The sequence below is a fragment of the Allokutzneria multivorans genome (genome assembly GCF_039537405.1).
GTDB lineage: Bacteria > Actinomycetota > Actinomycetes > Mycobacteriales > Pseudonocardiaceae > Allokutzneria > Allokutzneria multivorans.
In genome coordinates this window covers 207,690-222,924 of record NZ_BAABAL010000005.1, presented here as the reverse complement: position 1 = coordinate 222,924, position 15,235 = coordinate 207,690, and the positions used below count along the sequence as shown (strand labels likewise).

Here is a 15,235-nt window from a genome sequence, read left to right as displayed (position 1 = left end):
CCAACAGAATTGGCCAAAGAGGGTCGAGTCGCGGTGGTGGTGTCAGCCCTTGACGTAGGCCGCCAAGTGCTTGCCGGTCAGCGTTTTCGGGGAGGCGATGAGGTCGGCGGGCGTGCCCTCGAAGACGATCTGGCCGCCGTCGTGCCCGGCGCCGGGGCCGAGGTCGATGATCCAGTCCGCGTGCGCCATGACGGCCTGGTGGTGCTCCACGACGATCACCGACTTGCCGGAGTCGACGAGCCGGTCCAGCAGGCCGAGCAGCTGCTCGACGTCGGCGAGGTGCAGGCCGGTCGTCGGCTCGTCCAGCACGTAGATCCCGCCCTTCTCCGCCATGTGCGTCGCCAGCTTCAGCCGCTGCCGCTCACCGCCGGAGAGCGTGGTCAGCGGCTGGCCGAGGCTCAGGTAGCCGAGCCCGACGTCCGCGAGCCGTTCGAGGATGGCGTGCGCGGCCGGGATGCGGGCCTCGCCGGAGCCGAAGAACTGCTCGGCCTCGGCGACCGACATGGACAGCACCTCGCTGATGTTGCGGCCCCCCAAGCGGTATTCGAGCACTGCCGCCTGGAACCGCTTGCCCTCGCACTCCTCGCAGGGGTTGGCGACGCTGGCCATGATCCCGAGATCCATGTAGACAACGCCCGCGCCGTTGCAGGTGGGGCACGCGCCCTCGGAGTTCGCGCTGAACAGCGCTGGCTTCACGCCGTTGGCCTTGGCGAAGGCCTTGCGGATCGGTTCGAGCAGGCCGGTATAGGTGGCCGGGTTGCTCCGCCGCGAACCGCGGATCGGGCTCTGGTCGATCGACACCACGCCTGCTCCGGCGGGCACCGACCCGTGCACGAGCGAGCTCTTGCCGGAGCCCGCGACGCCGGTGATCACGCACAGCACGCCCAGCGGGATGTCGACGTCGACCTTGCGCAGGTTGTGCTTGGTGGCGCCCCGGATCTCCAGCGCGCCGGTGGCCTCGCGCACGGAGTCCTTGATGGACGCGCGGTCGTCGAGGTGGCGGCCGGTCGTGGTGTCGCTTGCCCGCAGCTCGTCCACGGTGCCCTCGAAGCACACCGTGCCGCCGCCGGCTCCGGCTCCGGGACCGAGGTCGACCACGTGGTCGGCGATCGCGATCGCCTCCGGCTTGTGCTCGACCACGAGCACCGTGTTGCCCTTGTTCCGCAGCTGCACCAACAGATCGTTCATCCGCTGGATGTCGTGCGGGTGCAGGCCGATCGTGGGCTCGTCGAAGACGTAGGTGACGTCGGTCAGCGCCGAGCCGAGGTGCCGGATCATCTTCACGCGCTGCGCCTCACCACCGGAGAGCGTGCCAGCGGGCCGGTCCAGCGAGAGGTAGCCGAGGCCGATCTCCACGAAGGAGTCCAAGGCGTGCAACAGCTTCTCCAGCAGCGGCGCCACCGACGGCTCCTTGAGCCCGCGTACCCACTCGGCGAGGTCGCTGATCTGCATCGCGCACGCCTCGGCGATGTTGACCTTCTTGATCTTCGAGGAGCGCGCCAGCTCGCTGAGCCGGGTGCCGTCGCACTCCGGGCACGTGGTGAAGGTGACCGCGCGCTCGACGAAGGCGCGGATGTGCGGCTGCATCGCCTCCTTGTCCTTGGACAGGAAGGACTTCTGGATCTGCGGCACCAGCCCGAGGTAGGTCAGGTTGATGCCTTCGACCTTGATCTTGGTGGCTTCCTTGTAGACCAGGTCGTGCAGCTGCTTCTTGGTGAACTTCTTGATCGGCTTGTCCGGGTCGAAGTAGCCGCAGCCCCGGTAGATGCGCCCGTACCAGCCCTCCATGCTGTAGCCGGGGATGGTGATCGCGCCCTCGTTGAGCGACTTGTCCTCGTCGTAGAGCTGGCTCAGGTCGATGTCGTTCACCGAGCCACGGCCCTCGCAACGCGGGCACATGCCGCCGACGACGTTGAAGTCCCTGCGCTCCTTGACCTTCTGCCCGGCCTTCTCGAAGGTGACCGCGCCCGCGCCGCTGATCGAGGCCACGTTGAAGGAGAACGCCTGCGGTGAGCCGATGTGCGGCTTGCCGACCCGGCTGAAGAGGATGCGCAGCATGGCGTTGGCGTCGGTCGCGGTGCCGACGGTGGAGCGCGGGTCGGCGCCCATTCGCTGCTGGTCCACGATGATCGCGGTGGTCAGCCCTTCGAGCACGTCGACCTCGGGGCGGGCCAGCGACGGCATGAAGCCCTGGAGGAAGGCGCTGTAGGTCTCGTTGATCAGCCGCTGCGACTCGGCCGCGATCGTGCTGAACACCAACGAGCTCTTGCCGGAGCCGGAGACGCCGGTGAACACCGTCAGGCGGCGCTTCGGGATCTCGACGCTCACGTCCTTGAGGTTGTTCACGCGCGCGCCGTGCACGCGGATCAGGTCGTGGCTGTCCGCGAGGTGCTGCTCCGGCACAGGCGGCTGCGCCTTCTTCTTCGTGGCCATGCTCTTCGTCTCCATGCTGGTGCGCCGTGGCCGCCTGCGTCGTCGCGGCGAAGGGGGGTGGGGGTCGGGGTCAGCCGGTCTGCTGGATGCGGACGGTGTTGCCCGCGGGGTCGCGCACGGCGCAGTCGCGCACGCCGTAGGGCTGGTCGGCGGGCTCCTGGATGACCTCGGCCTTGTGCTCCACGAGCCGCGCGAAGGCGCTGTCGACGTCGGCCGTGGCCAGCACGATGCTGCCGTAGGTGCCCTTGGCCATCATCTCGGTGATGGTGCGGCGCTCGTCATCGGTGACACCCGGGTCGACGGCGGGCGGGTGCAGCACGATCGACGTTCGCGGCTGCCCGGCCGGACCGACCGTGATCCAGCGCAGGCCGTTGTAGCCGACGTCGTTGCGGACCTCGAAACCGAGCGTGTCGCGGTAGAAGGACAGCGCCGCCTCGGGGTCGTCCTGGGGGAGGAAGCTGGCGTGAATGTTCAAATCCATGCCGGTCAGGCTATGTGTGCCCGGGGGAGCGCGCTTCTCGATTCCTGATCGGTCTGGTCACCTGTTTGGCCACGCACGAGGGAATCCCGGCGGTCGCGTCGGCGGCATGCCGCCGGTAGGCGCTCGGCGGCATGCCCACCAGTTCGGTGAACCGGGTGCTGAAGGTGCCCAGCGACGAACACCCCACCTCGAAGCACACCTCGGTGACGCTGAGGTCGCCGCGCCGCAGCAGCGCCATGGCCCGCTCGATGCGCCGCGTCATCAGGTAGCCGTACGGCGATTCCCCGTAGGCGAGCCGGAACTGGCGGCTGAGGTGCCCCGCCGACATGTTCACCCCGCGCGCCAGGGCCTCGACGTCCAGCGGCTTCGCGTACTCGCGGTCGATGCGGTCCTTGACCCGGCGCAGCCTCGCCAGGTCGCGCAGGTGCTGCTCGGGCGTCGGCCTGCTGGTCACGCCCGCGATCGTGCCACACGTTCGGCCAGGTCAGCGACCGAAAGCGGTCTCGAAAGCGGCACGGCCGCCGAGCACGGGCACGCTCACCCCGGTTCGGTCCAGGTGCACCGCGAGGCCCGTGCCCGGCTTGGGGCGGAGCGTGTGCTCGCGGTCGCTGGAGAGCAGCACCAGCCCGAGCGCGTGGTTCGCGGGCACGACGTAGTCCATCGGTTGCAGGTCGAAGGCGAGCGAGTACGGCTCTCCTGGCTTGACCGGATCGGTGCGGTCGAGGCGTGCGCGGTTCTGCGGGTCCGTCCAGCCACGCGTGATCACCTTCGTGGTGCCGTCCGGCGCGCGGTCCACGAGGGCCACGGTCACGTTCGCCGCAGGGCGGTCGAAGGCGATCCTCAGCTCGGCCCTGGTCGTGCCGCTGATGCGCACGGCGTTCTTCGCCGCGGGTGTGGTGTAGAGCAACCGGTTCGCGGGCTCGGGAATCAGTTGCGCGAGCTTCTTCGTGGCGTCGTCGGTCAGTTTTTCCACGCCCGTGCCCCTTGTGATACCGAGCGCGCCGCCCGGCTTCGGGTGCACCGAGACGTCAGTGCTGCCCGGAGTGGGCCAGTCGATTTCGTTGACCCATGTGCCGTCCTCGCGCTGAATGGTGACGCGGGGTTCCGCTTCGACGTTGTTCCGGTGGCCGAACAGGTAGCGGGTGAACCAGCGGTTGAGCGTCTTCTGCCACTCGTCCTTCCGCAGCGATTCCGGGGACTCGTGATCGCCTTGGTGCCACCAGAGCTTCAGTGGCACCCTGTTGGCCTTCAATGCGCTGTACCACTGCGCGGCTTGCTTGGTCTTGACGTTCCAGTCCTTCAAACCGTGCGCGATGAGCGTTGCCGCACGCACCTTGTTGGCGTCTTTGAGGTAGTTGCGCTCATCCCAGAACCGGTTGTAGTCACCGGTCACGCGGTCTTGCTGCCGCGTGAGTTCTTCGAGCATCGGCTTGCAGATCTCCCGGTCAGCACGGCTGTTGACGCGCGTGGCCAGCCAGTCGGCGTCCTCGCCCTGATAAGGCGCGGCCGCGACGACAGCACCGTTTGCGCGGTAGTAGTCGTACCAACTGGAAATCGCGGCGATGGGCACGATCGCTTCAAGGCCCTGCACGCCCGTTGCCGCGACCGCGTTCGGCAGAGTTCCGTTGTAGGACAAGCCCATCATCGCGGTCTTACCAGTCGTCCACGACGCGATCGAAGGCTTGTTGTCGGCGTCGCGCGCCGTAGCGCGGCCGTTGAGCCAATCCACGACCGAACGCGCACCGAGGACCTCGCTCCGGCCGCCACTGCTCGGACAGCCCGTGGAGTCACCCGTGCCGAGAGAATCCGCGTACACCAACGCATATCCGCGCGCCAGGTAGTAGGGCTCGTCGGCGTGCACCGGGATGTCGCGGGGACTCGGGCCGGAATTCGGGTTCCCCTCAGGGCCACCACTGCCTGGGACGTGCAGCTCGACGTCGACGTTGTGCACCGGAATTCGCTGCCCGCCACCGAAGTACGGGCTGATCCGGTAGAGCACAGGCGCTTTCACGCCTTGGTCGGTCGCTCGGTGGCGCACCACGACCGCACGGATCTCGTCGTCCTTGCCGTCCCGGTCGCTGTCGACGGGAACGCGCACGAACACCGTTTCCCGCACGAGGTCCGCCGGATCGAACACCGGCTGGGCCTCGCCGTCGGCGAACACCGGTTGTTGCGGCGGCGTGTGCGCGCCGGTCAGCGGCAACACCACCAGCGCGGCCAGCAGAACCGTTCGTACACGCCTCATTCTCGGAATGCTATTCCGGTCTTCCCTGTTTCGCAGAATTCGGTTCGGCGTTGCCCGAAGGCCTATTCGGTGGGCTCGTCATCCGTTGACGGCAGCCTCGACGGAACTGATGATTTTGTCCGCCCATTCCCTCGTCACCGCGCCACCCCTTTTGGTCGACAGGCCGTACTGCCCTGAGCGCGCCAGCACGAGCTTGGTGACAGCGGTCTCGCCCCCGGAATCCAGAGCGCGAGCTTCCTCGTCGGGGGAGAGCAGAGCGAAGGTCGGGTTGTTGCTGCTGCGCGAGATGAACGAGAACTTGTGCGCGGTCGAATCCCCGCCCCTGATCACCGTGAAGCCGATGGTCAGGCCGCTCTCCTGGTAGTTCTTGCCTTCCGCGGCCAGCCTGGAGTACGCGTCCTTCGCCGCGATGTGCTCGGAGAGCTTCCCGTGACTGGACAGGTTTCCCTGGCCGCTGTGCGTCGTGTACTCGCCCGGTTTCTCACCGTAGACCGAGGCGTCCTTCAGCACGCTGTCATCGAGGGGATGAGTCCGCACGCCCGTTTCGAGATAGGCGCCCTCGGCCTGCGTCGGAAACAGAATGATTTTGGGATCTTCCGGGGCGCCGGTGGTGGTTGAACGACTCCCGAACCGCACGATGCCGGTGTACGCCTGACCTGAGTGGCCGTGGTCGCGGAACACCGTGACGCTCTGCCCGTGCACGGGAACCGGCCCAGTCGGCACGACCGGCCAATGCGGTGGATACGTGCCGTTCCCGCCCGTGATCACCGCGTCCGAATCCTTGTAGCCCGGCCGCTTGCTGTTCCGGATCTCCTCCGCGTCAGCGGGTTCGGTGTAGGGCTCCGCGTTCACCGCGTCATACCTGTTCTTGATGTCGGCGACGACGTCCTCTCGGTTCACGCCGTAGTACGCCTTCACCGCCAGGTCGACGAGGTTCTTCTGGCGCAAGGGAATCTTGCCGCTCGCGAATCCGCCGACCTTGGTGTGTTCCTGCGGCAGGTCGTAGGTCTCGCCCACGTCGACAGGGTGCTGAACCCCCACCGTCACGGGCGCCAAGCCCTCTGCGGGAGGTTCTGGGATTCCGGCGTCTTCCACCGTCGCGGCGGAAACGGTCGTCGTTGTCGTCGTCGTTGTCGTGGTCGTGACCGGAGGGTTCTTCCGGGTTTCCAGCTCCGCCCTCAACTGGACGCTGAGGTCCGCCAACGCCGTGTACGTCGTGGAAAGCCCGTCGACGACCGCGATCACCTTCTTGAGCTGGGCGATACTCAACTCGTCCGTGGTGAAGTCGTCGTTCCACGCGTCAGTCTCTTCGACGATCGTCTGCCAATCCGAGTCGGAGAGGCCCAGAACGTCCTTGTCGAGCGTGACCGTCACTGTTCTTCGCCTTCCCCTGCAAGGACCTTCTCGAATTCCGACGGTGGGAACCCCCACTGCTCGAAGATCGTGCGCGAGGTGTCCGCGTCACCGTTGGCGTAGTGCACCGTCGCCAGGTTCCAGGCGATTTCCATCAGCGCCTCGCGGCTCTGCTCGAAGAACTCCCGCGTCGGCGCGTCGTTGAGGATGTTCGTCCAGATCTGGATGGCGGTCTCGAAGTCGCCGTTCTTCGCCGCGTCGAATCCCATGACCTGGTAGTCCAGCAACTGCTTGTGATAGGCGAGCGTCTCCGAGTTCGTCACGGTTGAGCCCCTTCTGAGCCGATGACCGTCCCCGTCGACGTTAGGCAGCCAGGGGCTCGTGGAGTTGACCGAAAAGGCAGCCGTGCGGGCAGTGGGGTTTCCCCCAGTACGAGCCCGGGGGCGCGCCCGATGTCGTTCTTCCCCGCGCGCGAGCAGGCTCACCGCATGGCGATTTCCCACTCCCGTCGCGTTCTCATCAAGCTGATCGCTGCCGGCGCGGCGGTCCTCGGCCTCGCGGGCTGCACAACGGCGGCCGAGCCGTCCCAGATCACGCCGCTGCGCATCTCCACCGCCGCGGGGACCTTCGACGCCGTCGCCGCCGGACCATTGGACGGCCGAAAAGTGCTTCTGCTGCACGGCTTTCCCGAGCTCGGCATCGAGTGGGAGCACCAGCTCCGCGCCCTGGCCGCCGCCGGGTACCGGGCCGTGGCGCCCGACCAGCGCGGCTACTCGCCCGGCGTCCGCCCCACCGGCGTCGAGAACTACCGGCTCGACCACGCCGTCGGCGATGTCGTCGCGATGGCCGATTCCCTTGGCTGGAAACAGTTCGACCTCGTCGGCCACGACTGGGGCGCGGCCGTCTCCTGGGTCGCCGCCGCCCGGCACCCGGACCGGATCCGCACGCTGACCGCCGTGTCCGTGCCGCACCTCGGCGCGTTCGCGGAGGCGCTGCGCTCCGATCCCGCGCAGAAGGAGGCTTCCAAGTACATGGACATGTTCCGGCAGCCCTCGCCGGTCCCCGAGGACAAGATCCTCGCGTCGGGACCGCCGAAGCTGCCGGGCGTCTCACCCGAGCGGAGCGCCGAGTACTTCCAGCGGCTCTCCCAGCCCGGCGCCCTCACCGCCGCGCTGAACTGGTACCGCGCCAACGATTTCCGGGGTTACGAGCAGCGCGTCGCGGTGCCGACCCTCTTCATCGCCAGCACCAAGGACGCCATGGTCGCGCCCTCCGGCGTCCAGGCGACGAAGAACTGGGTCACCGGCCCCTACCGCCTGGAGAACCTCGAAGGCATCGGCCACAACATCCCCGAGGAAGCCCCCGCCGTCACCAACTCCCACCTCCTCGCCCACCTGGCTTCGGTGCCCGCCCGCTAGCGCGGTACGCGCTCAGCACCTGGCGCACGAACGGCGTGATGGTGATGCTGTCGAGCTCCTCGAAGGCGAAGAACCTCAGTTCCTGGCCCTCCGTCAGCGTGAACTCGGTCGACGGCATCGTGGTGCGGGTGATGAACACCGACACCAGGTGGCGGTGACCGCCTCGGTCGATCACCGAGCAGAAGTGCTCGAACTCGCCGAACTCCTCGACCGCCGAGCCGATCTCCTCGCCCAGTTCCCGTCGTGCCGTGACGACCGGCGACTCTCCCGGCTCCGCCGCGCCGCCGAGGATGGCCCAGTGGTTCGGGTACAGGATCTCGGGCTTGTCGTCGCGCAGGTTGAGCAGAACGCGATCGTCCTCGTCCAACACCATCGTCATGGACGCGCGCCCGGTGAACTCACCGCGCTCCACCTCGATGCGGTCCTGTTCGGAGAGATACATGGCCGCCACCCTGCCACGGCACTGAACGTGAAAGTTCGAACACGTATGCCGAGGAGGTTCTGAACCGGGGGAGCGGGGGGCGAAAAAGATCAGGCCCTGACCGGCTGATGCTGGTCAGGGCCTGATGTCGTTGGTGCCCCTGGCAGGAATCGAACCTGCGACACACGGTTTAGGAAACCGATGCTCTATCCCCTGAGCTACAGAGGCGCGCAACGGCTAGATCATACGACCCACGGCCAAGCCGGTTGGCGGGTGGGCCGCTTCGACGGGCTTGATGGGGTGGCGTTGACCGTCGTGCGCGCGCCGGACCACAGTTGGGAAAGACTCTTTCCGAACTGCGGAGGTTCCCCGTGGACAGTGAACTTTCCCGCCGTGCCCTGCTCCGAGGCGTCGCCGGTGCCGGCCTGGTCATGGGCGCCGGGCTGTGCACCGCGACGCCCGCGCTGGCCGTCCCCGCGCCGAGCATCGTGAACTGCGCGGGCTGGAGCGCGCGGCCCGCGAAGTCGACGCCGCAACTGCTCGGCCACAAGCCGACGGTGCTGATCGTGCACCAGACGGAGAGCCCGAACTCGACCGACTACAGCAAGGCGCACGCGTACTCGCTGGCCCGCTCGGTGCAGAACCACCACATGAACAGCAACGGGTGGATCGACAGCGGGCAGCAGTTCACGATCAGCCGGGGCGGCCACATCCTGGAGGGGCGGCACCGCAGCCTGGCCGCGCTCAAGGGCGGCAAGCAGCACGTTCTGGGCGCGCACGTGGGCGGGCACAACTCCACGCACATCGGCATCGAGAACGAGGGGACCTACCACACGGCGAAGCCGCCGGAGCAGCTCTGGGCCTCGCTGGTGACGATGTGCGCCTACATCTGCCAGCAGTACGGAATCAAGGTTGCCAACATCAAGGGGCACCGGGACTACAACTCGACTGACTGCCCTGGCAACAAGCTTTACAGCATGTTGCCAAAGCTGAGGCAGGACGTGGCCAAGCTGCTCGGCTGAGGAGCGAGGCTCGTCGCTGGTAACCCTCCGTTCACCGCTGTTCCCCGACTGGGTGTCGCGCCGGAGTCCCTGACGTGGTGAGATAACCGGACCGTAACGCCGGTGGGTGATACTGCCCTCCGGTACAAGCCCGTGAACACGACGCGTCAGTCGGGGAGGCGTCCGTGATCAAAGTTCTGTTGGTCGATGACGAGGATCTCGTTCGATCCGGTCTTCGAATGATCTTGTCGAGTGCTGGTGACATCGAGGTTGTCGGAGAGTGTGACGACGGTTGCCTCGTGGTGGACCGGGTGCGGCAACTTCGCCCGCACGTGGTCCTGCTGGACATCCGGATGCGCACGACGGACGGCCTGTCCGCCCTGCGACGGCTGCGCGCGCTGCCGGACCCGCCACGGGTCGCGATGCTCACCACGTTCGACATCGACGAGTACGTCAGCGAGGCCTTACGCCTCGGTGCCAGCGGTTTCCTGTTGAAGGACACCGAACCCGCCCAGCTCGTCCGGGCGGTGCGCGACGTCGCACGCGGCGGAGCGGTGCTCGATCCCGGAGTGGCCGCCCGCGTGCTCGCGGCGGTCGCGAACGGGGAGCGCGCCGCTGAGCCCGCTCGGACGTTGCTCGGGTCCCTGTCCGAGCGCGAGCGGGAGGTGCTCGCGCTCATCGGGCAGGGCATGTCCAACGCCGAGATCGGCGGTGCCCTGCACCTGTCCGAGGCGACGGTGAAGGGCTACGTGTCCTCGGTGCTCGGCAAGATAGGAGCCGTGAACCGGGTGCAGGCCGCCCTGGTCGCCTACCGCGGCGGGCTGATCGCCTGATCGGGTGACCTGTCGGTCTGGATCACTCCAGGCCGACGGGTTGCTCGGGCGCCAGCACGGTCCCGTCCACCCCGCCGTCCACCCCGCCGTCCGCTCCGCCGTCGACTCCGCCGTTCAGCGAGGGCTGGACCTCCACGCGGTTCCTGCCGTGGCGCTTCGCCCGGTAGAGCGCGATGTCGGCCGCCGCGAAGAGCTGGTCCAGCTTGGCCGGGCCGGCCGCGACGCCGATGCTCACGGTCGGGCGCCTGATGTCGCCAAGCACCATCGACCAGTCGTGATCGTCCACGGCCGCGCGGATGCGCTCGGCCACCACGGGCCCGACGTTGTGCCGGTCCTCGTTGGCGTCGACGAGCAGCACCACGAACTCATCGCCCGCCCACCGCGCCACCAGGTCGTCAGTGCGGCACTCGCGGCGCAGCAGCTGGGCGATCTCGCGCAGCGCCGCGTCTCCGGCAGCGTGCCCGGCGTCGTCGTTGACGCCCTTGAACCAGTCCACGTCGACCAGCACCAGCCAGGGCATCCGCCCGCGCGCGGCGGTCCGCTCCAGCAGCTGCGGCGCGGCGCGCTCCAGGCCGAGCCGGTTCGCCAGCCCGGTCAGCGGGTCCCGCGCGGCGGCCTCCTGCGCCGCCATCGCCAGCCGCTGGGCCTGCACGGCGAGCCTGCGCTGCTCCAACGCCTGGCCCAAGCCCTCCTGCAAGGTCTCCACGGCTGTGCGGCTGGACTTGAGGCTCCTGCGCAGCGCCTCCGCCTCGCCGACGGCGTCGCCGAGTGAGTTGCAGATGTCGGCCAGGTCCAGCGAGAACCGGAACAGCAGGGAGGTGTCGTTGATCTTCTCCGCCTCCGCGACGGACCGAGCGGCGAGCGTGCGCGCCTCGGCGAGGTCCCCGCGTGCGCGCTGGACCGTGGCGAGCACCCAGTGACTGACCGCCTGGCCCCACCAATCCTCGGCGCGCCGGGCCAGCTCGCCCGCCTGCTTCGCGGTCTTCTCGGCCTGGTCCAGCTCGCCGATGCCCGCGAGGGAGCGCGAGTAGGCGCCGAGCAGCGCGCGGTGCACGTAGCCCTCGCTGATCAGCTCAAGGCCCTGCTCCAGCAGCACGGCGGCCTCGCCGAAGATCTGCCGAGCCGCCTCCTCGGGCGCGTCGACCGCGCGGAAGTTGAGCGTGCCACCCAGCCGCTGCAAGCAGTGGGCAAGCGTTTGGGCGTCGCCGGAGTCCCTGGCCACCTGCACCGACAGCCGCGTCATGTCCAGCGCGGCGCGGCGGTGGCCGATGCCGTCGAGCAGGTAGCCCAGCATGCCGATGGTCTGCGCGGCGGCGGCACCGACCGGGCGCTCGGAGTCCAGCTCCGTCCAGCCCTCGGCGGCGAGTTCGAGCGCGAGCGGGATGCGGCCGAGCCGCCACGCCACCACGGCGCGGTAGACCAGCACGGTCGCCCTGCGCCAGCGGTCACCGCCGGACGCGGGGGTGCGCGAGACCACGTCGTCGAAGAGGGTGTTGGCCTCGACCACGCGGCCGGAGTCCAGCAGCGACCGGACCTCTCGGTCCTGCCGCGGGATCTGTCCCGCCGCCAGCGGCTCGTCGTGATCCACGTCGTGATCCACTACGTCCTCGGCATCCCCTGACCCCGGCTGACCGCGCCGTCCTTGCCCTCACCAGGCGCGATCTGCCGACAGGCTACCTTTCCCGTCGCTGCCCGTACCGCTCGTGGTGCACAACGTCATGAAGAGGTAGCCGACTGCGCCACCCGTGTCGCTCCAGATCAGGGGTGTCGGCGAGCCGCTCCACGGGCCCGAGGCACAACCACGCGACCGGGCGCACGCCCTGCGGAACGCCCAGGAGCCTGCGCAGGAAGTCCTCGCGGTAGAAGCTCACCCAGCCCACGCCGAGCCCCTCGGCGGTCGCGGCCAGCCACAGGTTCTGGATCGCCAGGCAGACCGAGAACAACCCGGCGTCGGCGATCGCGTGCCTGCCGAGCACGGCGGGGGAGCCCCGGTCGGCGTCGTAGGTCACCACGACGCCGACGGTGGACTCCAGCACGCCCTCGACCTTGATCCGCGAGAAGGTCTCCGCGCGCTCGCCCTCCAGCGAAGCGGCGAACACGCTGCGCTCCGCCTGGACGTGGTCGCGGAAGGACCTGCGGGTGTCGCGGTCGCTGACGAGCACGAAGTCCCACGGCTGCGAGAGCCCGACGCTGGGGGCGGCGTGGGCCGCCCCCAGGACGCGGTCGAGCACGTCCTCCGCGATCGGCCCACCGGTGAACTCGCCGCGCACGTCGCGGCGCCGGAACAGCACGTCGTAGAACTCGGAGACTTCGGTCGGTGCGGCCACCGCGACGACGCTACTACCGCTTCCCGCCAGCTGGGCCCGAGTAGGGGAGCAGCGCCATCTCCCGGGCGTTCTTGATCGCCCTGGCGACCGTGCGCTGCTCCTGCGGAGTGAGACCGGTGACGCGGCGGGAGCGGATCTTGCCCCGGTCGGAGATGAACTTCCGCAGCAGCGCGGAGTCCTTCCAGTCGACTTCGGTGACCCGCTCGCGCTTGAGCAGGTTGGGCTTCTTCTTGCCGGTGAACCGGGTCATGGCCTCACCAGCTCGACTTGCTGACGCCGGGCAGCTCGCCCGCGTGGGCCATCGAACGCAGGCGCACGCGGGACAGGCCGAAGGCGCGGAAGTACGCGCGCGGCCTGCCGTCGACGGAGTCGCGGTTGCGGACCCTCGTCGCGCTCGCGTCGCGCGGCTGGCGCCGCAGCTCCCGCTCGGCCGCCTCGCGCTCGGCGTCGGAGGACTTCGGCGAGCGAAGGACCTCCTTCAGCTCGGCGCGGCGCTCGGCGTAGCGGGCAACGACCACCTTGCGCTGCTCGTTCTTGGCGATCTTGGACTTCTTGGCCATCTCAGCGCTCCTCCTTGAACTCGACGTGCCTGCGCACGATCGGGTCGTACTTGGTGAGCCGCATGCGGTCCGGGTCGTTGCGCCGGTTCTTGCGGGTCACGTACGTGTAGCCGGTCCCCGCGGTCGAGCGGAGCTTGATGATCGGCCGGACCTCGTTGCGCGCCATCAGACCTTCTCCCCGCGAGCGCGGATCTCGGCGACGACCGACTCCACGCCGCGCTTGTCGATCGTCTTGATGCCCTTGGTGGAGACCCGCAGCGTGATCCACCGGTTCTCGCTGCCCAGCCAGTAGCGCCTGCGCTGGATGTTGGGGTTCCACCGGCGCGAGGTCCGCACGTGGGAGTGCGAGACCTGCTTGCCGAAGCCGGGTTCGCGGCCGGTCACCTGGCACCTGGCTGACACGGGTCCTCCTCGGGAATGAAAACGATACCGATTTTCGTTAAGGCGGGAGTCAGGGTAGCGTGACCGTCGTTGAAAGTGGAAATCGTTGTCAACAAGGGAGCCGACGTGACTGATCAGCGCGTGCCGGTGGTGCTGCTCTCCGGCCTCGCCGCCGACGCGGTTGCCGAGGTCGCCCGCCACGCCGCCGCGGACCCGACGACCGCGGTGCTCCACCACGACCTCCGCGAGGTGGTCCAGGGCGTGGTGCGGCGGACCCTGACCCACGGCGAGCACAGGGCGACCGAAGTGCTGGAACTGGCGCACGGCTGCGTCTCCTGCACGCTCCGCCAGGACCTGCTCCCCGTCGCGCTCCGGCTCGCCGAAGCGCCGGACGTGCGCCGGATCGTGCTGCACCTGGACCCGGCGATGGAGCCCGAGGCGGTCTGCTGGGCGCTGCACCACGTGGTCGTCGACGGCCGGGTCGCCACCGAGCGCCTGCGCATCGACGCGGTGGTCAGCACGGTGGACGCCGCGACGTGGTTCGCGGACGCGATCGGCGAGGAGTCGCTGTACGAGCGCGGCATGTCCGCGAGCGCCGACGACGAGCGCACGATCGCTCAAGTCGTTGTGGCGCAAGTGGAGTTCGCCGACGCGGTGATCGTGGCCGGGGCCGCCCCTGACGCGTGGACGGCGGCGCGGACCGACGCTGTGCTGGACCGGCTGGCCCCTGAACTGCCGCGTGCCGACCTGCCCGGGCTCGATCTCGACGCGTTGGTCGCGGCCGTCCCGGCGCGGGCGCGCAAGGGCGAGGTCGGTGACGCGCACGAGCCGCTGCTGCGCGGTCAGCCGCCGTTGGAGCCGGACTGCGGGATCTCCGTGGTGCTCTTCGACGAGCGCAGGCCGTTCCACCCCGGGCGGCTGCACGACGCGCTCGACGTGCTGCTGGAAGGCGTTGTGCGCACGCGCGGGCGCCTTTGGGTGGCGAGCCAGCCGGACGCCGCGCTCTGGGTGGAGTCGGCGGGCGGCGGGCTCCGCATCGCGCACGCCGGGCCGTGGCTGGCGACCACGGAGGACTGGTCCGAAGTGGACTCCGAGCGCGTCGCGATGGCCTCGCTGCGCTGGGACCCCTACTACGGCGACCGCGAGCAGCAGCTGGTCGTGATCACGCACCTGGCTTCGCCGGAGGAGATCACCTCAGCGCTGCACGAGGCGCTGCTCACCGATGCCGAACTCGCCGAGGGCGCTGAGGTTTGGCGCACCTACGAGGACCCGTTCGGCGAGTGGCACACAGACCCCTGCGAGGACTCGGGCGACCGGGACTCCGCTTTGAGGACAGGAAGGGAAGAAGGATGAAGACCGGAATCCACCCCGAGTACCACCCGGTGGTCTTCAAGGACTCCTCGACGGGCACGGCGTTCCTGACCCGCTCGACGGCGACCTCCGAGAAGACCGTGGAGTGGGAGGACGGCAACACCTACCCGTTGATCGTCGTCGACGTCACCAGCGACTCGCACCCGTTCTGGACGGGCAACCAGCGCCTGGTCGACACGGCGGGACGCGTCGAGAAGTTCCACCGCCGCTACGGCAGGAGAAGCTGATGGCCGTCCCCAAGCGGCGCATGTCGCGCAGCAACACCCGCAGCCGCCGCTCCCAGTGGAAGGCAGCGCCCGTGCCCCTCGTCCCCATCACCGTGGACGGCCGCGCACTGCTCGTCCCACCCCACCTGGTCCAGGCGTTCCGCCGCGGCTACGCCTCCTGAGTGAGGGTGCGCCTTGGCCTTAC

The 15,235-nt window shown here is 68.9% G+C and carries 19 protein-coding genes and 1 tRNA gene; 6 read left to right on the top strand and 14 right to left on the bottom strand.

The window, feature by feature from the left end; translation table 11 throughout:
• Window positions 1-42: 42 nt before the first annotated feature.
• The 6 genes from ABD798_RS05010 to ABD798_RS04985 all read right to left on the bottom strand — a co-directional run bounded on the left by ABD798_RS05010 (window position 43) and on the right by ABD798_RS04985 (window position 6,835).
• Window positions 43-2,433, bottom strand: a complete 2,391-nt coding sequence (locus ABD798_RS05010; protein WP_344871323.1) for an ATP-binding cassette domain-containing protein — start codon at window positions 2,431-2,433, stop codon at window positions 43-45.
• A gap of 70 nt (window positions 2,434-2,503) precedes the next feature.
• On the bottom strand, window positions 2,504-2,914 hold the full coding sequence (locus ABD798_RS05005; protein ID WP_344871322.1) for a VOC family protein: 411 nt from the start codon (window positions 2,912-2,914) through the stop codon (window positions 2,504-2,506).
• Between the two features lie 10 nt (window positions 2,915-2,924).
• Window positions 2,925-3,368: a helix-turn-helix transcriptional regulator gene (locus ABD798_RS05000; protein ID WP_344871321.1), complete on the bottom strand. Its 444-nt coding sequence runs from the start codon at window positions 3,366-3,368 to the stop codon at window positions 2,925-2,927.
• Between the two features lie 30 nt (window positions 3,369-3,398).
• The gene (locus tag ABD798_RS04995) at window positions 3,399-5,159 is read right to left on the bottom strand and encodes a Xaa-Pro dipeptidyl-peptidase (protein ID WP_344871320.1); all 1,761 of its coding nucleotides are present in this window, start codon (window positions 5,157-5,159) and stop codon (window positions 3,399-3,401) included.
• Between the two features lie 78 nt (window positions 5,160-5,237).
• Window positions 5,238-6,533, bottom strand: coding sequence for a hypothetical protein (locus ABD798_RS04990; RefSeq protein WP_344871319.1), 1,296 nt, complete (start codon window positions 6,531-6,533; stop codon window positions 5,238-5,240).
• Entirely contained in the window at window positions 6,530-6,835 is a 306-nt protein-coding gene (locus tag ABD798_RS04985; RefSeq protein WP_344871318.1) for a hypothetical protein, read from the bottom strand. The genes ABD798_RS04990 and ABD798_RS04985 overlap by 4 nt, the downstream gene beginning before the upstream one ends.
• Window positions 6,836-7,000: 165 nt before the next feature.
• On the opposite strand from ABD798_RS04985, the gene ABD798_RS04980 reads away from it, so the two are divergent.
• The gene (locus ABD798_RS04980) at window positions 7,001-7,930 is read left to right on the top strand and encodes an alpha/beta fold hydrolase (protein WP_344871317.1); all 930 of its coding nucleotides are present in this window, start codon (window positions 7,001-7,003) and stop codon (window positions 7,928-7,930) included.
• Here the strand turns inward: ABD798_RS04980 and ABD798_RS04975 are convergent.
• Together ABD798_RS04975 and ABD798_RS04970 are read right to left on the bottom strand one after the other, a co-directional pair.
• Entirely contained in the window at window positions 7,881-8,372 is a 492-nt protein-coding gene (locus tag ABD798_RS04975) for an NUDIX domain-containing protein (protein ID WP_344871316.1), read from the bottom strand. The genes ABD798_RS04980 and ABD798_RS04975 overlap by 50 nt on opposite strands.
• Window positions 8,373-8,503: 131 nt before the next feature.
• Window positions 8,504-8,579, bottom strand: a tRNA-Arg gene (locus tag ABD798_RS04970).
• Window positions 8,580-8,722: 143 nt separating this feature from the next.
• Between ABD798_RS04970 and ABD798_RS04965 the strand changes: the two genes are divergently transcribed.
• Both ABD798_RS04965 and ABD798_RS04960 read left to right on the top strand, forming a co-directional pair.
• Complete coding sequence (locus tag ABD798_RS04965; protein ID WP_344871315.1) at window positions 8,723-9,373, top strand: peptidoglycan recognition protein family protein; 651 nt, start codon at window positions 8,723-8,725, stop codon at window positions 9,371-9,373.
• Between the two features lie 164 nt (window positions 9,374-9,537).
• Entirely contained in the window at window positions 9,538-10,185 is a 648-nt protein-coding gene (locus ABD798_RS04960; protein WP_030427006.1) for a response regulator, read from the top strand.
• Window positions 10,186-10,207: 22 nt separating this feature from the next.
• On the opposite strand, the gene ABD798_RS04955 is transcribed toward ABD798_RS04960, so the two are convergent.
• The 6 genes from ABD798_RS04955 to rpmB form a co-directional block, all read right to left on the bottom strand.
• The gene (locus ABD798_RS04955; protein ID WP_344871314.1) at window positions 10,208-11,773 is read right to left on the bottom strand and encodes a tetratricopeptide repeat-containing diguanylate cyclase; all 1,566 of its coding nucleotides are present in this window, start codon (window positions 11,771-11,773) and stop codon (window positions 10,208-10,210) included.
• An 85-nt stretch (window positions 11,774-11,858) separates the two neighbouring features.
• The gene (bluB, locus tag ABD798_RS04950) at window positions 11,859-12,512 is read right to left on the bottom strand and encodes a 5,6-dimethylbenzimidazole synthase (RefSeq protein WP_344871313.1); all 654 of its coding nucleotides are present in this window, start codon (window positions 12,510-12,512) and stop codon (window positions 11,859-11,861) included.
• A gap of 13 nt (window positions 12,513-12,525) precedes the next feature.
• The gene (gene rpsR / locus ABD798_RS04945) at window positions 12,526-12,762 is read right to left on the bottom strand and encodes a 30S ribosomal protein S18 (RefSeq protein WP_344871312.1); all 237 of its coding nucleotides are present in this window, start codon (window positions 12,760-12,762) and stop codon (window positions 12,526-12,528) included.
• Between the two features lie 4 nt (window positions 12,763-12,766).
• Window positions 12,767-13,072 carry a 30S ribosomal protein S14 gene (gene rpsN / locus ABD798_RS04940; protein WP_344871311.1) on the bottom strand — a complete coding sequence of 102 codons (306 nt, stop codon included), beginning with the start codon at window positions 13,070-13,072 and terminating at the stop codon, window positions 12,767-12,769.
• Between the two features lies 1 nt (window position 13,073).
• Window positions 13,074-13,238 (bottom strand): 50S ribosomal protein L33, encoded by a 165-nt coding sequence (gene rpmG, locus ABD798_RS04935; protein WP_086820091.1) that lies wholly within the window; start codon window positions 13,236-13,238, stop codon window positions 13,074-13,076.
• Window positions 13,238-13,474, bottom strand: coding sequence for a 50S ribosomal protein L28 (gene rpmB, locus ABD798_RS04930; RefSeq protein WP_344871310.1), 237 nt, complete (start codon window positions 13,472-13,474; stop codon window positions 13,238-13,240). Before rpmB ends, rpmG begins: the two co-directional genes overlap by 1 nt.
• Window positions 13,475-13,579: 105 nt before the next feature.
• Between rpmB and mrf the strand changes: the two genes are divergently transcribed.
• The 3 genes from mrf to rpmF are packed head-to-tail and all read left to right on the top strand — an operon-like array spanning window position 13,580 to window position 15,212.
• Window positions 13,580-14,806 carry a ribosome hibernation factor-recruiting GTPase MRF gene (gene mrf / locus ABD798_RS04925; RefSeq protein WP_344871309.1) on the top strand — a complete coding sequence of 409 codons (1,227 nt, stop codon included), beginning with the start codon at window positions 13,580-13,582 and terminating at the stop codon, window positions 14,804-14,806.
• Entirely contained in the window at window positions 14,803-15,051 is a 249-nt protein-coding gene (locus ABD798_RS04920; protein WP_344871308.1) for a type B 50S ribosomal protein L31, read from the top strand. The genes mrf and ABD798_RS04920 overlap by 4 nt, the downstream gene beginning before the upstream one ends.
• A complete protein-coding gene (rpmF, locus tag ABD798_RS04915) occupies window positions 15,051-15,212 on the top strand; it encodes a 50S ribosomal protein L32 (protein ID WP_344871307.1) in 162 nt (53 codons plus the stop codon). Before ABD798_RS04920 ends, rpmF begins: the two co-directional genes overlap by 1 nt.
• Window positions 15,213-15,235 lie beyond the last annotated feature (23 nt).

What these genes read in the sequence shown, in the direction of transcription:
- rpmF (WP_344871307.1), top strand. Translation starts at nt 15,051, where the DNA reads ATGGCCGTCCCCAAGCGGCGCATGTCGCGCAGCAACACCCGCAGCCGC.
- ABD798_RS04980 (WP_344871317.1), top strand. Translation starts at nt 7,001, where the DNA reads ATGGCGATTTCCCACTCCCGTCGCGTTCTCATCAAGCTGATCGCTGCC.
- ABD798_RS05010 (WP_344871323.1), bottom strand. Translation starts at nt 2,433, where the DNA reads ATGGCCACGAAGAAGAAGGCGCAGCCGCCTGTGCCGGAGCAGCACCTC.
- ABD798_RS04995 (WP_344871320.1), bottom strand. Translation starts at nt 5,159, where the DNA reads ATGAGGCGTGTACGAACGGTTCTGCTGGCCGCGCTGGTGGTGTTGCCG.
- ABD798_RS04920 (WP_344871308.1), top strand. Translation starts at nt 14,803, where the DNA reads ATGAAGACCGGAATCCACCCCGAGTACCACCCGGTGGTCTTCAAGGAC.
- ABD798_RS05005 (WP_344871322.1), bottom strand. Translation starts at nt 2,914, where the DNA reads ATGGATTTGAACATTCACGCCAGCTTCCTCCCCCAGGACGACCCCGAG.
- rpsN (WP_344871311.1), bottom strand. Translation starts at nt 13,072, where the DNA reads ATGGCCAAGAAGTCCAAGATCGCCAAGAACGAGCAGCGCAAGGTGGTC.
- rpmG (WP_086820091.1), bottom strand. Translation starts at nt 13,238, where the DNA reads ATGGCGCGCAACGAGGTCCGGCCGATCATCAAGCTCCGCTCGACCGCG.
- rpsR (WP_344871312.1), bottom strand. Translation starts at nt 12,762, where the DNA reads ATGACCCGGTTCACCGGCAAGAAGAAGCCCAACCTGCTCAAGCGCGAG.
- ABD798_RS04975 (WP_344871316.1), bottom strand. Translation starts at nt 8,372, where the DNA reads ATGTATCTCTCCGAACAGGACCGCATCGAGGTGGAGCGCGGTGAGTTC.